The following is a 16905-nucleotide window of genomic DNA, read 5'->3' as shown; positions in this document are numbered from 1 at the left end:
AACGCCGTGGACCCACGCAGGTACACGGTCCACACTGAGACGGAGCCGAAAGGGGCCCGATGCCACCAAGAAAGGCGCCAACCGCGCGGCAACGCCGCGTAGGGGCCGAGTTGCGCAAGATGCGCGAGCACGCCGGTCTCGCACTGGGCGAGGCCGCGACCCTGCTCGGCACCGACCGGACCACGATCAGCAACACCGAGTCCGGGCGGTTCGGAGTGAGCGGTGAGCGCGTACGCCAGTGGGCGACGCATTACGCCTGCCCGGACACCCACTACGTCGACGCACTGGCAGCCATGACCGAGGAGCGCATACACGGCTGGTGGGAGGACTACCGGAACGACCTGTCGAGCGGCGTTCTCGACCTCGCCGAACTGGAACATCATGCGGTCGCACTGCGAGCAGTGCAGATCATGCACATGCCCGGCTTGCTCCAGTCCGAGGACTACGCTCGCGCCGTCTTCGAGGAAGCCGTTCCACCCCTTGAGCCTGCCGCCCTTCGCCGTCGCCTGTCGCACCGCTTGAGGCGACGGGACGTACTCGACCGCGTGACGCCCCCTTCGTGCACCTTCCTGATCCATGAGGCCGCCCTGCGGATGGAGTTCGGCGGACGCGCGGTCGCCCGCACCCAACGCGAGTACCTGCTCAAACAGATGGACCGGGACAACGTCGAGGTTCGAATCATCCCGTTCGGCGCCGGCTTCCCCAACGCAGGAAGCTCGACGCTGTACGCGTACGGCCCCGTACCGCAGCTGGACACCGTGCAGACCGACATCCCGACGGGCCCGACGTTTCTGGACGCGGAAACACGCTTGTCCAACTACCGAGCCGTTCTCGACCGCACGCAAGAGCGATCTTTGTCCCCCGCGAAGTCGGCCGACTTCATTCGTCAAATAGCAAAACAAGCGTAGGAGGCTGGAGACAGTGGAAATTCAGTGGCGGAAGTCGTCCAAGTCGACCGACGCAGAGGACAACTGTGTGGAAATCGCCACGCATGAGGGCGAAATACTGATGCGCGAGAGCGACGCCCCGCATGTCGTGGTCCGCACTTCGCGCGCCAAGTTCCGCGCCTTCCTCGCCGGCGCCAGGGAAGGCGAGTTCGACGACATGACCTGACCCCTGCCCCCCTGCGACCGCCCCCCGTCCGCCGCGATGGGGGTTTGTCGTTCAGTGCAGGTATCAATCCTTGGAACATGCAGTCTCACTCTTTAGACGTACAACTATTGAGACGGTCACCAGAGAGGCGCTACGGTCGCGGAACGTCGCCGATCCGAGACCTCATTCCGCAATGCGGGGATCGGCTCGCGGGCACAGCAATTAAGCAGGGTTACCCCACGAGGGAAGGAAAGACTCTGTGACATCGGTTGCGCACCCCAAGGAAGTATTTCCGCTCGCCTCCGAGGGCGGGCGGATTCCCCACAGCAACGAGTCCCCCACCGGCCCAGCCACCCGCCCGTGGATTCTCCGGTTCACTCGTGTCCCGGACGCCACCCGCGCGACCGTACGGCCGGCCGCCGTCTACGACGCCGAGTTGCAGGTGTCCGTGACACCGCTCGGTGATCCCGTCGTCACCTTTGGCCAGACCCACGCCCCCACCATTCCCGACGGGAACCCTGCCGACCCTCCCCCACTCGACGAGGGAACCAAGGACTGATGACCGTCCTCGTCATCGCGGCCCGCGATGACTGGCCCACCGACCGCGTCGTACGGATGCTCAGCGACCGCGGCGCCGACGTATTCCGCCTCGACTCCGCCGACTTCCCACAGCAGCTCGCCCTCGACAGCCGCCTCGGCCCCAACGGCTGGACCGGAGCCCTGTCCAACGCGCACCGCGCCGCGGACCTGAGCACGATCACTGCCGCCTATTTCCGCGCTCCCGCGGCCTTTGAGTTCCCACCCGGCATGTCCGGACCGGAACGGACCTTCGCCGCCGCCCAGGCCCGCGCCGGCCTCGGCGGCATCCTCACCGCGCTCGACTGCCGCTGGGTCAGCCACCCCGCCGCCATGTCCCGCGCCGAGTACAAACCCCTGCAACTCACGACGGCCCGCGAGTGTGGTCTGACCGTCCCCCCGACGCTCATCACCAACGACCCGGCCGCCGTACGGACTTTCGCCGAAGACATCGGCGGTCCGATCGTCTGCAAGCCGATCGCCACCCCCGTCTTCATCGAGGGCGACCAGCTCAAGACGGTCTACACCCGCCGCCTCACCGACGACGATCTCGCCGACCTCTCCGGCATCGACACCACCGCCCACCTCTTCCAAGCATGGGTGGACAAGACCCACGAGGTCCGCCTCACCATCGTCGGCTCCCGCCTGTTCGCCGCCGAGATCCACGCCGGCAGCCCGCAGGCACACGAGGACTGGCGCAGCGACTACCCGTCGCTCACCTACAAGCCCACCCGTACACCCGACCGCATCGCGCACGCCGTACGCCGCCTGACCAGCAGTCTCGGCCTGCGCTTCGCCGCCTGCGACTTCGTCGTCAGCCCTGACGGCGAGTGGACGTTTCTCGAAGCCAACCCGTGCGGCCAGTGGGACTGGATCGCACACGCCACGGGACTGCCCATCGCTGAGGCGATCGCCGACGAACTGCAAGGAGCAGCGCCGTGAACGTCCACCTCCCCGACGACGTCCGGCGCCGGTCGGCCGCCCTCGTCACCGACCTCGAAAAGGCCGGTGCACTCCGCTCCGAGTCCTGGGCGCGGATTTTCGCCACCGTGCCCCGGCACGTCTTCGTGCCGCGCTGGTACGAGCAGCAGACCACCGAGGCAGGCATCACCGCTTGGCGCCTGCGCGACGACTCCGACCGGGAGGCATGGCTCACCGCCGTCTACAGCGACCGGACCCTCGTCACCTCCCTGGACCCCGCCACCGCCGAGCAGATCGACGCCCACACGTGGACCGGCATTCCCACCTCGTCCAACACCATGCCCCGGCTCGTCGCCGGGCTGCTCGAAGAACTCGACCTGCGCGACGGTCACCGCGTCTGGGACATCGGCACCGGAACCGGCTATCTCACAGCCCTGCTGTGCGCCCGCCTCGGCTCCCGCCACGTCCACTCCAGCGACATTACCCCTGACCTCGTCGACGCCGCCCGCGACCGCTTGGCCGGCCTCGGCCACACCCCCCACCTCACCACCGCCGACGCCCGCCTCGGCCACCCCGGAACAACCACGTTCGACCGCATCCTCGCCACCTGCTCCGTGCAGGCCATCCCCACCACATGGCTCCAGCAGACCCGTCCCGGCGGCGCCGTCCTCACCGACCTCGACCTCGGCATCGAGGGCGGGCTCGTCCGCCTCACCGTCGACGAGCACGGGAACGCCGCCGGCCGCTTCACCCCCACAACCGGCCGATTCATGGCGGCCCGCGGCGACGCCCACACCTACCCCCGCAAGCCACGTCTCTCATACGCACCAGTAACCGCCACACGGCCCACCACGGTCACCGCAGCAGACATCCGGGCCAACTACCCTCTCCGTCTGCTCCTGGCTTTCCACCTGCCGTACAGCACCGTCGTCTACCACTCCGCCGACGACGGCACCCTGTCATTCCAGCTCCAGCAGCGTGACGGCACCTGGGCTCGCGCCCCGATCACCGGAGATCACCCTCACACCGTCACCTACGGCGGAACACGCAACCTGTGGACAACCGTCGAGGCCGCATGGCGGTGGTGGACCGAGCATGACCGACCCACACAAGATCAGTTCGGCTACGCCTGCGAGCCGAACGGCCGACACTACGCATGGCACATCCCCGACGGCCGCCGCTGGGACCTGAAAAACGGGTGAGCTACGCAGCGTCGTCCCCGCGCCGCCCTAAGCGTCGTCGATCCCGTCCGCCACCCGCTGCGCCCGCAGCTCCTTGATCGCACGCCGCCGGGCCAGCCGGTGGGTGCGGCGGATCTGGGCCTCCTGGTAGCGGCGCTTGTCCCGCTCGGTCTCCGGAACCACCGGCGGTACGGGGCGAGGCTTGCCCTCCTCGTCGACCGCCGCGAACACCAGATAGGCCGACCCGACCTGCGTCGCAGGCGTGGACTCGTTCCAGCGCTCGGCCAGCACCCGCACCCCGACCTCCATCGAGGACCGTCCGGTCCAGTTGACCTGGGCCTTCACATGCACCAGGTCGCCCACCCTGACCGGCTCCAGGAACGCCATCTCGTCCATGGACGCCGTGACCGCGGGCCCGCCGGAGTGCCGCCCGGCCACCGCGCCCGCCGCGTCATCGACGAGTTTCATGATCACGCCACCGTGCACCGTGCCGAGCAGGTTGGTGTCGCCTGCCGTCATGATGTGCGACAGCGTCGTCCGGGAGACGGAAGTGGGCTTGCCCGGAAGGTCGGCCTCCGGGCCGGTGGTGACGAGATCGGTCATGCGCCCACTGTATGCGCGGGCGCACCTCCCTTCCCGCGCGCCCACCCCGCATCCCCGGCCAGCGGCGCCCGTGCCGGATTGATCACCTCCGTCCGCATTGTGCAAGCGGCGTTCCGTGTCACTTTGCATCAGCTCTGCAACAGCGGCGGCCCGATCTCGTACTCCCCTGTATGGGGGAGCCGTAGGACAGGCAGACTTCCCCCATGAACGAGTGGCCTGGGTCCGACAACAGAGACCGGTACGGACGTGGCAGCGGCGCCGAGCCGGAGGGCGCGCGCGCCATGCCGCACGTCCGGCGTGGCGGTCCCAACGGCCCCGGTGGCCCCGGCGGGCCCTACCCCGGGCCGGGGCAGCAGCCGCCCGAGCCGCCGCTGCCGCCGCACCTCTCGCCGCGCCGCCGCCCCTCCGTCCCGCCCCAGGGCCAGGGCCCCGACCCGTACGGCAACAACTACGCCGGCGGGCACGGCGACGGCTACAACACCGGACAGGTCTACGGTGGCGGCCGCGGCGGCGGGCAGGGCGGCGGCGGTGGCCGTGACCCGCGTCCCGCGCCCAACTGGGGCCGCCGCGTCAAGTGGACCGTCCTGACGCTGGTCGCCGTGCTCCTCGTCACCTCGGTCGCCACCTACTTCTGGGCCGACGGCAAGCTGCGCCGCGAGGTCGACCTGAGCAAGGTCATCGACCGGCCCGAGGAAGGCGACGGCACCAACTACCTGATCGTCGGCTCCGACAGCCGCGAGGGCATGTCCGACGAGGACAAGAAGAAGCTGCACACCGGCTCCGCCGAGGGCAAGCGCACGGACTCGATGATGATCCTGCACGACGGCGGCAACGGCCCGACGCTGATCTCGCTGCCGCGCGACTCGGACGTCGAGATCCCCTCGTTCGTCGGTTCCAAGTCCGGCAAGAAGTACGCCGCCAGGGGCCGCCACACCAAGCTCAACGCGGCCTACGCCGAGGACGGCCCCGAACTGCTGGTGCGCACCGTCGAGCACAACACCGGCCTGCGCATCGACCACTACGTCGAGATCGGCTTCGCGGGCTTCGCCAACATCGTGGACGCGATCGGCGGTGTCGAGATGGACATCCCGAAGGCGTTCAAGGACAAGAAGTCCGGCGCCGACTTCCAGGCCGGCAAGCAGACCCTCAACGGTGAACAGGCCCTCGCCTTCGTCCGCACCCGCTACGCCTTCGCGGGCAGCGACCTGGACCGCACGAAGAACCAGCAGAAGTTCCTCGCGGCCCTGGCCAGCCAGACGGCCACCCCCGGCACGATCATCAACCCGTTCAAGCTCTACCCGACGATGAGCGCGGGCCTGGACACCGTGATCGTCGACAAGGACATGGGCCTCTTCGACCTCGGCTCGATGTTCTTCGCGATGAAGGGCGTCACGGGCGGCGACGGCAAGTCGATGAACATGCCCATCGCCGGCAGCGTCGGCGGCAACCTCCGCTGGGACAAGGCCAAGGTCGCCAAGCTCGTGGAGCAGCTCAAGAAGGACGAGCCGGTGACGGTGAGCGGGGACTAGAGGCCGTACGGAAACCATGAAGCAGCCCCCGCCCGAGGCGGGGGCTGCTTCATGTCACGAGTGCGGCAGCCGTGCCGGCCGTTACGGCAGGTTCCGTGCCATCACGATCCGCTGCACCTGGTTCGTGCCCTCGTAGATCTGGGTGCTTTACAGCGCACACGGCTCTGACCTGGGGAGACACCCCCTCTGTGGGGTGCTTCCCCAGCATTTCCCCATGATCGAGAAAACAACCCCCTTGGGGCCTTCTTCGCCCCGCCGGTCACGCATGGGCCACGTGCCATCCGGGTGTGCGGCTGCTTCCCTCCCTCGCTCACGGCTGCGGCATGCCGCGTGCGTGCCGAGTTTCCTGTTCTCTCAACTGGGCCACCTTGACCCGTGTGTCACGGCGTCGCGAGGATCGAACAGGACACCAACCTACGCAGGGGGTCAGCCAGTGAAGCTCAACCAGCTCGCAAGCGAGTGCGACGAGGGGCCGTGCCCGACCGTGTGGGCGGTAGAGGGCACGGGGAGCGTCTTAGTGCAGGGCTTCAAGGTGGATGACGAGGAAGCGCTCACCACCATGCAGCTACCGAACAACGAAACCGCCGTGCGTATCCCTATGTCGCTGATTCTGAGGGTGGCCCGTGAACATCTCGCCTGACGAGTTCGGAAAGCTCTTCACGGAGTTTCAGCGGGAAGCGTTCCGGCTTGAGACCCTGGACGACTACAGCAAGTCGGGCGGGGTCGACGCTTACCACGCATTCTTGGCCGGTAAGCCGCAGCCGGAAGAGTACAAGTCAGCCGGTTGGGTCAGGACCGTACGGGATGCCACACAATCCGGTAAGCGCATGTATCGCGTGCACATCCTGGCTCGCCCCTTGAGTGATTACCTGCGGTTCGAACTCGGTTGGGGTTACGTCCGGAACCAGGAAGCCGGGGAAGAGTTCTTCATCCTCGACATCACCGAACAGCCGAACCCGCTAGAGGGTGTACCGGACTTCTGGGCCTTCGATGAACACTCGGTCGTGACTATGCAGTACGGCGACGGCGGAGAATTCCTAGGTGCAGAACTGATCCCCGAGGAGCAGGCGCAGGAATGGCTAGAGCGTCGAGACGCAGCCCTGAGTAACGCTGTACCGTTCCGCGACTGGTGGGAGCAGTACAAGCCAGCGTGAACAACATCAATATTGGTCGGGCGCTACGGGAACTGCGAGAAGCCAGCGGAAAGCAGGCTAAGGCGGTCGCCCGTAGCGCTGTCATGTCTCCGAGCAAGCTCAGCAAGATTGAGAACGAAGCGCTTGCGCCAAGTCTGATAGACGTGGAGCGCATCCTCACGGCCTTGGAGGTCTCGGAGGAGGTCAAGGCCCGACTTGCCGAAGCTGCCCGTAAGGCAGCCACGGAGGCAACGGCATGGCGCATCTTGCGGCGTACCGGGCTTCACAAGCACCAGGACGAGATCCGGGCGATAGAAGCTCAAACGACCCTCATGCGGCTCTTTCAGCCGTCGTGCGTTCCCGGCCTACTCCAGACCCCCGAATATGCCCGCGCCATTCTTAGTAGACACAGTTACACGCAAGGCGCCTTAGAGAAGATGATGGGCGCACGTCTGCTCCGGCAAGAGGTCCTGCACGACACCGACCGAACCTTTCGGTTCGTGGTCACTGAGTCCGTGCTCAGATGGAAAATCGTTCGTCCCTCGATGCTGGCAGCGCAGCTAGACAAGCTCATCACCATGTCGAGAATGTCGAACGTGAGCATCGGGGTGCTTCCCCTATCGGCACCTATGACTGACTTGCCCAGTTCCTCGTTCGTTCTCTTCGACACCAACCTAGCCATTATCGAGATCCCTCACGCTGAGATCACCACTACCGAAGCCAGGGACGTCGAGCTATACGTGAACAAGTTCGATGGCTTCGAGGGTGCGGCCGTCACGGGCGAGGAAATGAGGTCCTTCGTTGCAGGGCTCCGGGACGACTTCTTGAGGCAACAGGAAACGGGCTAGAGGTCCCTCGGTGACGGTCCGAGGATGTACTCATGCCGACCGAACCGAAGAACGACAGTCAGAAGGCCCCGCAGGGTTGGCGGATGGACCCGATCCCCAGCCGTCCGGCGTACCGGGATGTCGATGGGAACATTCGTGTCCCGATGTGGTTGACGAAGAACGGTCGGCATACGGCAGACACGGAAATGATTCTGCTTCCGTCTGAGGCCGCCCTACTGGTCGACAGCCTGACGAACGCCATGAAAGACAACGCCAGGTCGACGCTGCACGAGCTCTTTCGAGAGTCCGCGACGGCTGTTGGCCCGGGTGTCTTGTACGTGTCGAAAACGGATCAGTACCGGCTCTAGGTCCGTCCCCCAGCACTGACCACACAGGAAGGCACACCCATGCCCGAAACCGACCTGTACAGCCTGCCCATCGACGGCGCCACGTTCTTCAAGGCGTGCGGGGGCAACACGCATCCCGACGGTGAGTCCTGCGCCACGCTGGCGAAGATCGGCCCCCACGCGTGGGCGCTGGGCGACAGCAAGCGTCCCGGTGCGGAGCCGTTGCGCTTCACCACCGAGGAACTGGACGCGGCCGGTATCGACCCGGCCCGCTTCGGCCTGTCCGCCTGACGGTCATCCCTGACGCCCCCGGCCCTGGCTCACCCCCGAGAGACAGGGCCGGTCGGGCACCCCTCTTCTTCCTGCTCTGAACGGGACGACAGTTGCACCACCACGGCTATCTGTGGACCGGCTCCAAGCAACGGTTCGATGACGAGGCACTGAGACGGCCCCCGCACCCTGATCCACCTCCGGCCGATAAGCCGGAGCTTGTCCAGCGGTACAAGGAAGTGAAGGCGGAGTTCCCGACCGTGGACCTGCCACCGCTGGAAACGGCCCACTGGCTGATCAAGCCCGCGAAGTTGATACGCGGTACCTGGGAGGAGCCGAAGGAAGCGGCGGAATGGCTCGGGCGACAACTGACCGAGTACGCGCCCCGGTTCTCCTCCGAGTCGGAGCGCGACAGCACGCGGCTAGCACTACTGGTCTCCTCCGCCGCCGAACGGCTGGGCTGGGGCGGTGACGTGTCCCATGGCTTCTATTTGGAGAGGCCCACATTTCTGTCTGTAGCTCTGGTGACGTGCTCCCCGAACCGTGCCGCACCGGACCTTGTCTGCCCGATCCTCTGAGGAGGGGGGACACCACGATGCGCCGTTCGATCCTGCGGTACACGAAGCATCGAATCACTCAGCAGCCGGACACAGAGGCGACGTTCGAGGCGAAGTGCCTGACGTGTGCCTGGGAGGCTAAGCCTGCGTCGGACGGTGCGACCGTCGATGTGGAGTGCATGAGTCACACTGGCCGGACCCAGCACAATCGGTTCCGACGCCTGTGCACATCGGTCGCTCTGGTGGAACGGGCCGAGTAGGGCCGAAGCAACGAAAGAGCCCCGGCCAGAAAATGGGCCGGGGCTCGCTTTGTTGGTTGGTTAGAGGAGCGCTCGGAAGGGGTTGGAGTCGGCGAGCGGCTCCGGACGCTTCGGTTCGGGTGTGGGCTCCGGGGCCTGCTTGGGCATCGAGCGGTACGCGTCCATCTGCACAACCGTGGCGCGGTTCTCATCACGCTCTGGAGCGGCCGGCATCGTGTGCGGAGTCGAAACCGGCTGCTCTACGTGAACGGGAGTGTCACCGCGGATCGTGAAAACGGTGGCCGGTCGGCCGGTCTTACCTGAGCGGTCCACCGTTACGACGATTCCGGGCAGTGCCTTGACCTCAGCGGCCGACGCACCCACGTACGGGAGCACCTGCGACGAGGTGGCCTGACCGCCGTGCAGTTCGATTCGGGCTCGTACCTTGTCGGCGAGGCTGAGCGGCTGCCGCTTCACCTTCGGAGCATCGGCCCCCTTGTTGATCCGTACCGTGTCCTGAACGGAGCGGCGAACCAGGGTGAACGCGGCTGTCAGGATCTCGTCCGTGATGGTCTCGGAGCACTCGGAGGCGGCCAGGCAGGCGGCCACCCTGAGCGTCTGCTCTGCGGTGCGTTCGATGAAAACGGCCTGAGCTTCCGGCAGTGTCTCGCCCAGGATGCGGGCGTACCGGCGAACGGTCCGCCACAGCGGCCGGGCATCCTCGGAGAGCGTGATCACGCGGGGCCGGGCGGTGGCCCACCCGTACGCGTCGGACAGTTCCGAGCCGTCCACCTTCGGCAGGCTCACACGGTCGTCATCCAGCATCGGGACCGATCCGAGCAGCAAGGGCAGGATGCGGTTGTACGAGCCTCCGGCCGCTTCCGATTCGCCTACGTACTTGGCCCAGTCGGAGGGGGTGACGTGGCAGTGCAGCACCATGGCGGGGTCGCGGACTTCCTGCGCCTCTTCCTTGGTGGTGTTCCTTAGAGTCGCCCCGTCCCAGGCCGCCCGAAGCTTGGTCGTGAACGACGCGTCCCGCTTGACCCTGCGGAGCACTTCCGACCACTCCTCTTCGACTACCAGGGCCCGTACGTCCCGCCCGTGTTCGGTCTCGGCGGTGGCTTCCTGTTGCTCCCACAGGTGGTTGACCATGCTTGCCCCGGACGTGATCCCGGACGTGGTGTGCGTTGCCAGGAAGCGGCCCAGGGAAGCGTCCTGGACGTGAAGCGCGGCCCGCAGCGCGGTCCCCTTGCCTCTGCCCGTTCCGGCGACCAATGCCGACCACAGCAGTACGGGCCGGGCAGAGCCACGGGACGACACCTTGACCGTGCCCCCGATGGCGGCCGACCACATCGAGAGGGCGGCCACGTACACCCCCAATGCGTCCGCTTCCAGGAACGGGGAGATCTTGCGGACGGCGCGACCGATGGGACCGTACAGAACGGGGGTGCTCATGCTGCCTCTATCTCGAAAAGGGATACTTGGGCGGCCTTTGGCCGGGGAGGCCGGGCGCACTCAGCGCCCCGCACGGTGGGGGCGGCACTCAGGCCGCTACCGCTTTTCCCTCCGGGGCGTCCTGATGGGCCAGTTCGTACGCATGGCGTACCTGCATCGGGACACGCCCCTGCACGGGGAGGGCGGGCCACCCGTTCTCGCGGGCCCATGCCCGGATCACACGGTTACGCTCCCGATCGCTCATCCCCGACCGATCGACTGTGACAGGCTCGGGAAGCGGGTCACCACCTACGAACTCACCAGAGAGAACGGCCGACTTGAAGCGGCCCGGAGTACGCACGTCCATGCACGGGATGCCACGCTCGGACGCGTCCCGCAGCTTGTGACCGTTTCGCTCCCCACCCTCACCCAGGATGAGCAACACAGTGGAGTCATCGGCACGGCCCACCACCTCATAGCCAGCGTTCCGCACAGCGTCACGGGCCGTGTCCCAGTCGTACCCCGGCACCTCACCCGCGATCATCACGGATCGCACAGGCTCAGGCTCGCTCGCTTCCTCGCTCACGTCCGGTTCATCGCACTCCGCCACGGGCGCAGGGACAGGCTCAGCAACCGGCACACTCACAGGCTCAGGCTCGGTCGCCACCCCTTCGGAGGGAGCGCCCAGCGCATCGCACAGGTAGCGGCCGAAGGTCACGTTGTGTTCCAGGCACAGGTCCCAGGCATGCCGCCCCAGTGTCAGGGTGTCCGTCGCCTCTACCTCGGAACCGTCACGCGCTATGTGGGCGTCACACAAAACCTTTTCCACGGGCATGAGCACGGTCTTACGCATAGCGCTGCATTCCTTTGTTAGGGCGGAAGTGTCAGCGGGTGGCCGGAGCACTGCTCTGACGACCTCCCCGCTTAACAACTATTCTTCCGCACCCCTATCACAAGATGGTAACTAACGTATATCTGAACCATTACTCAATATGGGGGTAATGGTAATTAGATAAAGAATAGGACCCACCGGGGGTGCCTTCCTTCCATCGTTTGTTTGTCAATCAATTCTCAGCACTCGAAGCACGATTCCGGATCGTGTCGGCGGCCGTCGTCCCACGGCTGCGCCGCCCTGCCCGTGGCGACCCAGGCGACGTGCAGGCACCAGGTCAACCAGCACTGTGAACAGGTGTTAGGGCACTCGGTGCCTGTCCTGTGTCCCCGCTGCTCGGCGGGCTCGGGCGGCCCGCTGACGCTCTGCTGAGCCCTTCGACGGGCTACCTTGTTACTCATCGCCCATTACCCATCCGAGAGCCCGCATACCCTCCGGGGTGAGTCCCAGAGCCTTGGTCAGGTGTCGGTACTCCATGCTGGCCGTATTCGACGCGGTACCGGCGAGGATTGCTGACCAGTAGACGACTACAGCAGCCACGATTCCGGCCGTGGAGTCGTCCCACTGTGAGGCCTGAGGCGTCTCCCATAGTTCCTTCCAGTACGCCCGCTCGTGATCCGACCAGTCCCGGCCCTCCGGCAGGTCGGGCACGGGCAAATCGTGTTCGAGCGGCAAGGCAGTAATCCTCTGCGCTTCCCGATACCGAGAATGCGGAGAATTGGGGTTACGCATCTTGGGCATAGAGGTGTCCTCCGGTTTGTGTCGCGGGGAGTCACGGCCGGCTCACGGGGTAGGTCAGCGGAGCGTGAACGGGACCGGGCCCCTGCCCGTCGGCAGGGGCCCGAACTAATCAGGGTCAGGCCGCGGTGGCCCATTCCACGGTGGCCTTCACGATTCCCTTGGTCGGCTTGGACTCATCAAAGGTGTTGTCCGCCTTCTTGGTGTCCAGCTCCGGGTACCGCACGATCTTGCCGCCGTACAGGTGGAGGGTGTCGATGTAGTCGGCGCGGTACTTCTCCGACTGCCCTTCACGGAACCCGGTGAACTGGCTGGCGTAAGTGGCGAACTCCTTGTGTCCCGCCACGATGTCCACGCCCTTGGGCATGGCCGTGGTGGTCAGAATCGTGAACCCGGCCAGCTTGGCCAAGACGCCGTTCACGGTCACACCACCTTCGCCGTACGCGGCAGCGTTCGCTACGGCGGGGTGCTCGATGAGATACCGCTTCACGCGGGGCGAGACGACCACGTAACGACCCGCCGGAATGTCGTTGTCGTCCAGGGCCAGCATCATGTCCAGGATCGCGCCGTAGAACGCCTGCGGGGCAGTCTCCGGCGTCGCCTTGACCGTGGGCAGGGCCGTGGCGCTGTTCGTGATCACTCCACCCATGAACGTGTCGGCCTCACGGGCAAGGGAACGGATCATCTGCTGGTTGATCGGAGAACTGAGACCACCAGCGAGCTGGACGCGCTCCGCGTCCTCGATGAGGACCTGGAGGTACTTGGCTTCAGTGACCGGGAGCTTCTGGTCCACAGTCTCGGGGCGCTGTGAAGTCATGCCGTCCGGCAGCTTGTAGTCCCCGACCGTGGGCCGCAGCAGCGAGTTGATGTGCACAACATCGCCCTGCTGGCGGATGTCGCCCTCGTACTTGTTGTTCGCGACGATCGGCGAAGCCCAGACCAGCAGCGGATCGAAAGCGACGAGGAGTTCAGCGTCCCAGATCTCCGGGACGAAGGTGTGGGTGGCAGCGTTCTGGTAGGCAAAGGTCATATGGGTACTCCTGGTTAGCGCTTGCGGACGTCAAGGGAAACGGGGCGGCGCTCAGGCATTGAACCGCCACTGCGGTTAGGGCCTGAGCCGACGAGATGAGGGAACGTCGGTTCGCTGGGCTTGAAGGGGGCCAGGGCCTTCCCGATGGCCTCGGCCGAAGGGGTGCCGTCCTCACCGAGGAGCTTGGAAGGGTCCAGGTAGTCGGTGAAACCTTCGCCCAGCTTGATACCGGCCTGGGCTGCCTGGGCCCTGAGTTCGGCATGGGCGAGCTTGGCCGCGTACTCGCGCTGCACCTCAGCTCGGACGGCGTCGGAACCGTCGGCCGGCACCGGGGCCGGAGAATGGGAATCAGTCTGGGGGTCGCTCACGGGCGACACCTCCTAAGAATCTAAGTAACCAGAAGTAGTAAGGGCCGCTCTCAGGGCGTCCCTTCACCCCTCACAAGAGGACAACGTAAGAGAAACACTGCCCCCCTTACCCCCCACTGTGGACGAGTCAGCAGGAAGCAAGGGGAGGAGTCTTTCCCTACGCTGCCCCCTCACAGGGAGGTGTCCGCAGAGCCTCATAACGACTTAGGAACTGCCCGGCCCGTAGGCCGCGCCAGAGGCACACCGCCGAGTGTGCATGGCCCCAGAGAGTTGCCCTCTCCATTGGATGGGAATAAATGCCAGGAAACCAGTACGGGCCGCCCCCGGGGGCGGCCCGCCTGCCTATCGACTGGGAAGGTTCGAGTCCTCCCACACGTCCCGGTTCTGCTGGAATTGGTCCGTGCAGCGTCCCCCTATAGGGGTCCTGGCTCCCCTCCTCCATACGGCGTGGTCTGCGGGGATGACTGCCCTGCATGTATCCCGGTAGCTCATATTCCGGTGCTTTCCCACATGGATGCCCCAGTACCTGAGACGTTGTGTTCGGGCCTTCGCCGCCTTCTGGTGAATCTCGCAATACTTCCTCGGGTTGCCGCGCCCCCTTGGCTTATCGGGGGCGTACAGCGGTTCCGGACATCCCGACCACCTACATTCCTCTGGTGGGTCGGCTATCTGCTCAATCTTGAATCCTGAGCCGTACTCAGGTGCAGGGCTGAAATCAGTCCCGTAATGCATCCTCAGTAGCTCCCCGTAATGGTCCGGCTTCTCGTCACCGGGTCGTTGCTCCATGAGCGATCGAAGTTGCTGGAGCTCGTCCATCTCGGGACACAGGGTGTCGGTCGCTAGATCGTGCTCACAGGGCTTGAAATTTGAGGGCCACGACTCCCGGGGTTCTTCCGGTATTCCCTCCAGGAGCTTGTCGGCCTGAGCCTCCAGCCCAGCCCATCGCCGCGAATCTTTCAGAAGCCCCACGAACTAACCTGCCTTCCTGCGGGTGCGGTCTGTTTCTGTTCAGTTCTGGCGGTCGAGCCACTTCTCAAGGTCTACCGGGCGGCACCGGAGCGATTGCCCAACCTTGCGGAACGGGATCTGTGCGCCACGCCAGTTGTCGTACACCCAGCTCCTAGGCTTGCTTAGGAAGTCCGCCACTTCAGTAACCGTCATCAGCTTGACCAATATGTCCTCCGGGAAAAGAAAAACCCCCGAGGGGCCTCGGGGGCTGTAGTGCGAATTCGCGAGCGGCCTACATGGCGAGCGTTAGCTGTCCTTGTTGGTCCTTGCGGCAAGGACGGCCTCGGCCTTGTCGGTCAGTTCCCCACCGGCCTTGCCTGCGATGGTCGTCAGGAAGCCGTCTCGGCGGGCCTGCTTCAAATGGCCCTTGACCGTCTCGGGGCTTCGGTTGATACGCCGCGCCAGCCACTGGACGGGGGCTGCCTCACCAGCGTCCGCAGCGGTCTTGTAAACGGCAGCCAGGACAGCTAGGTACGCGTCGGACACGCCCTCACTTTCGAGCAGTGCGCCAGCCGTGTCCCCGGCCTGCTGCATCGCCTCGGTGAGTTCATGCATGACCTCCTGGCCTTTCGGCGCCGTTTCGGCGGCCGTCTTCACCGCGCTAGGCAGGTCCAACCTCCGGAGAACGGTCGTGGAGATACCGCGCGCTACGTCACGAGCTGGCGCACCTTCCGCGCCCTCGATGGTGATGCGCTGCGGCCCGCCACTCACGGGGCCGGGGGGCCACCACATGCGGATCATCCAGGCGCCTTGCTGCTGGGTGATCTCGAATCCGCTCTCGTCTGCCTTCATACCCCCAACGTACCACACAGGGTTGCCCACCCTGTGTTGACAACCCAGGGTGGGCCGTGTGCATGCTGGGAAAGGAGGGGGCTGGCCACCACAGGGCGGGCTCCGTAGGGAACGAGAAAGGCCAGCTCAGACGTGGCGAGGGCATGGGTAGCGCGCTCAAAAGACGACGCGAAGAAGTGGACGACGTTCTGGTACGACCCTGACGGCAAGCAGCGTCAGAAGTCGTTCGAGACCAAGAAGCGCGCTGACGACCACCGCAAGCGCAAGGAGCAGGAACTCGATGCTGGGACCTACCTGGACGACAAGTTGGGCAAGCAGCCCGTGACGGCCGTCTGGGGTCAGTGGTCGAATCAAAGGAAGTTGGAGAACAGCACCAAGAAGCAGTACCGGTCGATCCTGAACACGACCATCGAGCCGTTCTTTAAGGCGCGCTCCATCGTGTCCCTCAAGGTGGCCGACATCGAGCAGTGGCTCTTGTGGATGGAGGCGGACCGCAAGCTGTCCGCGCGGACGCGACGTCAGCGGTTCTCGTTCTTCTCCGGGATGATGGACTGGGCCGTTGTCAACGAGATCATCGGCCGCAACCCGTGCAAGAAGATCAAGCACGCGGGCAGTCGTGCCAAGGAGATCCGCGAGCACAAGAGCAAGGCACGACGGCTCACAACGCGGGAAGTTCTGGCTGCGCTCGACGGCGCCCCACCCCGGTACCGCGCAATGCTGTGGCTGATGGCCGGTTGCGGGCTCCGTATCGGTGAGGCCATGGCCGTCTCTCGGGATCAGATCGACTTCAAAGCCGAGGTTCTGCGCGTTGACTTCCAGATCGCGGAGGACGGCGAAACGGAGTCCGGCAAGAACAGCGCGCTACAGCGGCGGCACATCAAGGCCCGCGACGAGGAAGAGCCCGGCCGCGTGGTGCCACTCCCGCCCAACGTTGCCTTCGAGCTTCGGCGGCACATCAAGAACCACGGTGTGTGGGGGCCCGAGCGCCTGTTGTTCCCCAACGTGTCGCGCACCGGGTACCTGTACGCGTCGTACTTCTACCGGCAGATCTGGATGGTGGCTCTATCCAAGGGTGAGGTGACGTACTGCAAGCCACACTCCATGCGGCACTACTACGGATCGCGACTCCTGTACGCGGGCGTCCCTGAGAACGATGTGGCCGACTGGATGGGGCACAGCAGTACGGACGTGTTGCGCGAGCACTACCACTACATCTTTGAGGGAGCCGAGCAGCGCGGGCGGGCGGCCATCGCCACGATGCTGACGCCCGGGGCGGACGACCCCACAGAGGCACAGGCCGAAGTCGCCTGACAGAGCCCATGCGAACGGCCCCCGGCAGAGTGCCGGGGGCCGTTGCGTTTATGCAGG

General features: G+C 65.5%; 21 protein-coding genes. 14 read left to right on the top strand and 7 right to left on the bottom strand.

Annotated features, from left to right (window positions below; genetic code table 11):
- Positions 1-59 precede the first annotated feature (59 nt).
- The 5 genes from OEIGOIKO_RS25530 to OEIGOIKO_RS25510 all read left to right on the top strand — a co-directional run bounded on the left by OEIGOIKO_RS25530 (position 60) and on the right by OEIGOIKO_RS25510 (position 3791).
- Positions 60-908 carry a Scr1 family TA system antitoxin-like transcriptional regulator gene (locus OEIGOIKO_RS25530; RefSeq protein ID WP_125055974.1) on the top strand — a complete coding sequence of 283 codons (849 nt, stop codon included), beginning with the start codon at positions 60-62 and terminating at the stop codon, positions 906-908.
- A 13-nt stretch (positions 909-921) separates the two neighbouring features.
- Positions 922-1113, top strand: coding sequence for a DUF397 domain-containing protein (locus OEIGOIKO_RS25525; protein ID WP_125055973.1), 192 nt, complete (start codon positions 922-924; stop codon positions 1111-1113).
- Positions 1114-1351: 238 nt separating this feature from the next.
- Positions 1352-1651, top strand: coding sequence for a putative ATP-grasp-modified RiPP (gene tgmA, locus OEIGOIKO_RS25520; RefSeq protein ID WP_125055972.1), 300 nt, complete (start codon positions 1352-1354; stop codon positions 1649-1651).
- Complete coding sequence (gene tgmB, locus OEIGOIKO_RS25515) at positions 1651-2610, top strand: ATP-grasp ribosomal peptide maturase (protein WP_125055971.1); 960 nt, start codon at positions 1651-1653, stop codon at positions 2608-2610. The genes tgmA and tgmB overlap by 1 nt, the downstream gene beginning before the upstream one ends.
- Positions 2607-3791 carry a methyltransferase domain-containing protein gene (locus tag OEIGOIKO_RS25510; protein ID WP_170251850.1) on the top strand — a complete coding sequence of 395 codons (1185 nt, stop codon included), beginning with the start codon at positions 2607-2609 and terminating at the stop codon, positions 3789-3791. The genes tgmB and OEIGOIKO_RS25510 overlap by 4 nt, the downstream gene beginning before the upstream one ends.
- A gap of 27 nt (positions 3792-3818) precedes the next feature.
- Here OEIGOIKO_RS25510 and OEIGOIKO_RS25505 read toward each other — a convergent pair whose 3' ends face one another.
- The gene (locus OEIGOIKO_RS25505; RefSeq protein ID WP_030021674.1) at positions 3819-4373 is read right to left on the bottom strand and encodes an acyl-CoA thioesterase; all 555 of its coding nucleotides are present in this window, start codon (positions 4371-4373) and stop codon (positions 3819-3821) included.
- A gap of 203 nt (positions 4374-4576) precedes the next feature.
- On the opposite strand from OEIGOIKO_RS25505, the gene OEIGOIKO_RS25500 reads away from it, so the two are divergent.
- The 8 genes from OEIGOIKO_RS25500 (at position 4577) to OEIGOIKO_RS44100 (ending at position 9296) form a co-directional block, all read left to right on the top strand.
- Entirely contained in the window at positions 4577-5902 is a 1326-nt protein-coding gene (locus tag OEIGOIKO_RS25500) for an LCP family protein (protein WP_125055970.1), read from the top strand.
- Positions 5903-6335: 433 nt separating this feature from the next.
- A complete protein-coding gene (locus tag OEIGOIKO_RS25495) occupies positions 6336-6542 on the top strand; it encodes a hypothetical protein (RefSeq protein WP_125055969.1) in 207 nt (68 codons plus the stop codon).
- A complete protein-coding gene (locus tag OEIGOIKO_RS25490; protein ID WP_125055968.1) occupies positions 6526-7056 on the top strand; it encodes a DUF6879 family protein in 531 nt (176 codons plus the stop codon). The genes OEIGOIKO_RS25495 and OEIGOIKO_RS25490 overlap by 17 nt, the downstream gene beginning before the upstream one ends.
- A complete protein-coding gene (locus OEIGOIKO_RS25485; RefSeq protein WP_125055967.1) occupies positions 7053-7883 on the top strand; it encodes a helix-turn-helix domain-containing protein in 831 nt (276 codons plus the stop codon). Before OEIGOIKO_RS25490 ends, OEIGOIKO_RS25485 begins: the two co-directional genes overlap by 4 nt.
- Before the next feature lie 32 nt (positions 7884-7915).
- Positions 7916-8230 (top strand): hypothetical protein, encoded by a 315-nt coding sequence (locus OEIGOIKO_RS25480; RefSeq protein WP_125055966.1) that lies wholly within the window; start codon positions 7916-7918, stop codon positions 8228-8230.
- Positions 8231-8269: 39 nt separating this feature from the next.
- Entirely contained in the window at positions 8270-8500 is a 231-nt protein-coding gene (locus OEIGOIKO_RS25475; RefSeq protein WP_125055965.1) for a DUF397 domain-containing protein, read from the top strand.
- 92 nt (positions 8501-8592) lie between these two features.
- Positions 8593-9057: a hypothetical protein gene (locus OEIGOIKO_RS25470; RefSeq protein WP_125055964.1), complete on the top strand. Its 465-nt coding sequence runs from the start codon at positions 8593-8595 to the stop codon at positions 9055-9057.
- Between the two features lie 17 nt (positions 9058-9074).
- Positions 9075-9296, top strand: coding sequence for a DUF7848 domain-containing protein (locus OEIGOIKO_RS44100; RefSeq protein WP_125055963.1), 222 nt, complete (start codon positions 9075-9077; stop codon positions 9294-9296).
- 60 nt (positions 9297-9356) lie between these two features.
- Here OEIGOIKO_RS44100 and OEIGOIKO_RS25460 read toward each other — a convergent pair whose 3' ends face one another.
- The 6 genes from OEIGOIKO_RS25460 to OEIGOIKO_RS25430 all read right to left on the bottom strand — a co-directional run bounded on the left by OEIGOIKO_RS25460 (position 9357) and on the right by OEIGOIKO_RS25430 (position 15537).
- Positions 9357-10730: a DUF3987 domain-containing protein gene (locus tag OEIGOIKO_RS25460; protein ID WP_125055962.1), complete on the bottom strand. Its 1374-nt coding sequence runs from the start codon at positions 10728-10730 to the stop codon at positions 9357-9359.
- A gap of 88 nt (positions 10731-10818) precedes the next feature.
- A complete protein-coding gene (locus OEIGOIKO_RS25455; protein WP_125055961.1) occupies positions 10819-11562 on the bottom strand; it encodes an Lsr2 family DNA-binding protein in 744 nt (247 codons plus the stop codon).
- Between the two features lie 895 nt (positions 11563-12457).
- Entirely contained in the window at positions 12458-13369 is a 912-nt protein-coding gene (locus tag OEIGOIKO_RS25445) for a phage major capsid protein (RefSeq protein ID WP_125055960.1), read from the bottom strand.
- Positions 13370-13383: 14 nt separating this feature from the next.
- Complete coding sequence (locus tag OEIGOIKO_RS25440; RefSeq protein ID WP_125055959.1) at positions 13384-13737, bottom strand: hypothetical protein; 354 nt, start codon at positions 13735-13737, stop codon at positions 13384-13386.
- A 1008-nt stretch (positions 13738-14745) separates the two neighbouring features.
- Positions 14746-14898 carry a helix-turn-helix domain-containing protein gene (locus OEIGOIKO_RS25435; protein ID WP_125058938.1) on the bottom strand — a complete coding sequence of 51 codons (153 nt, stop codon included), beginning with the start codon at positions 14896-14898 and terminating at the stop codon, positions 14746-14748.
- A 93-nt stretch (positions 14899-14991) separates the two neighbouring features.
- Complete coding sequence (locus tag OEIGOIKO_RS25430) at positions 14992-15537, bottom strand: hypothetical protein (protein WP_174857215.1); 546 nt, start codon at positions 15535-15537, stop codon at positions 14992-14994.
- A gap of 132 nt (positions 15538-15669) precedes the next feature.
- On the opposite strand from OEIGOIKO_RS25430, the gene OEIGOIKO_RS25425 reads away from it, so the two are divergent.
- Positions 15670-16848, top strand: a complete 1179-nt coding sequence (locus OEIGOIKO_RS25425) for a tyrosine-type recombinase/integrase (protein ID WP_125055957.1) — start codon at positions 15670-15672, stop codon at positions 16846-16848.
- Positions 16849-16905 lie beyond the last annotated feature (57 nt).

This window comes from Streptomyces paromomycinus, assembly GCF_003865155.1.
Lineage (GTDB): Bacteria > Actinomycetota > Actinomycetes > Streptomycetales > Streptomycetaceae > Streptomyces > Streptomyces chrestomyceticus.
This window is presented reverse-complemented; position numbering and strand designations above follow the sequence as displayed.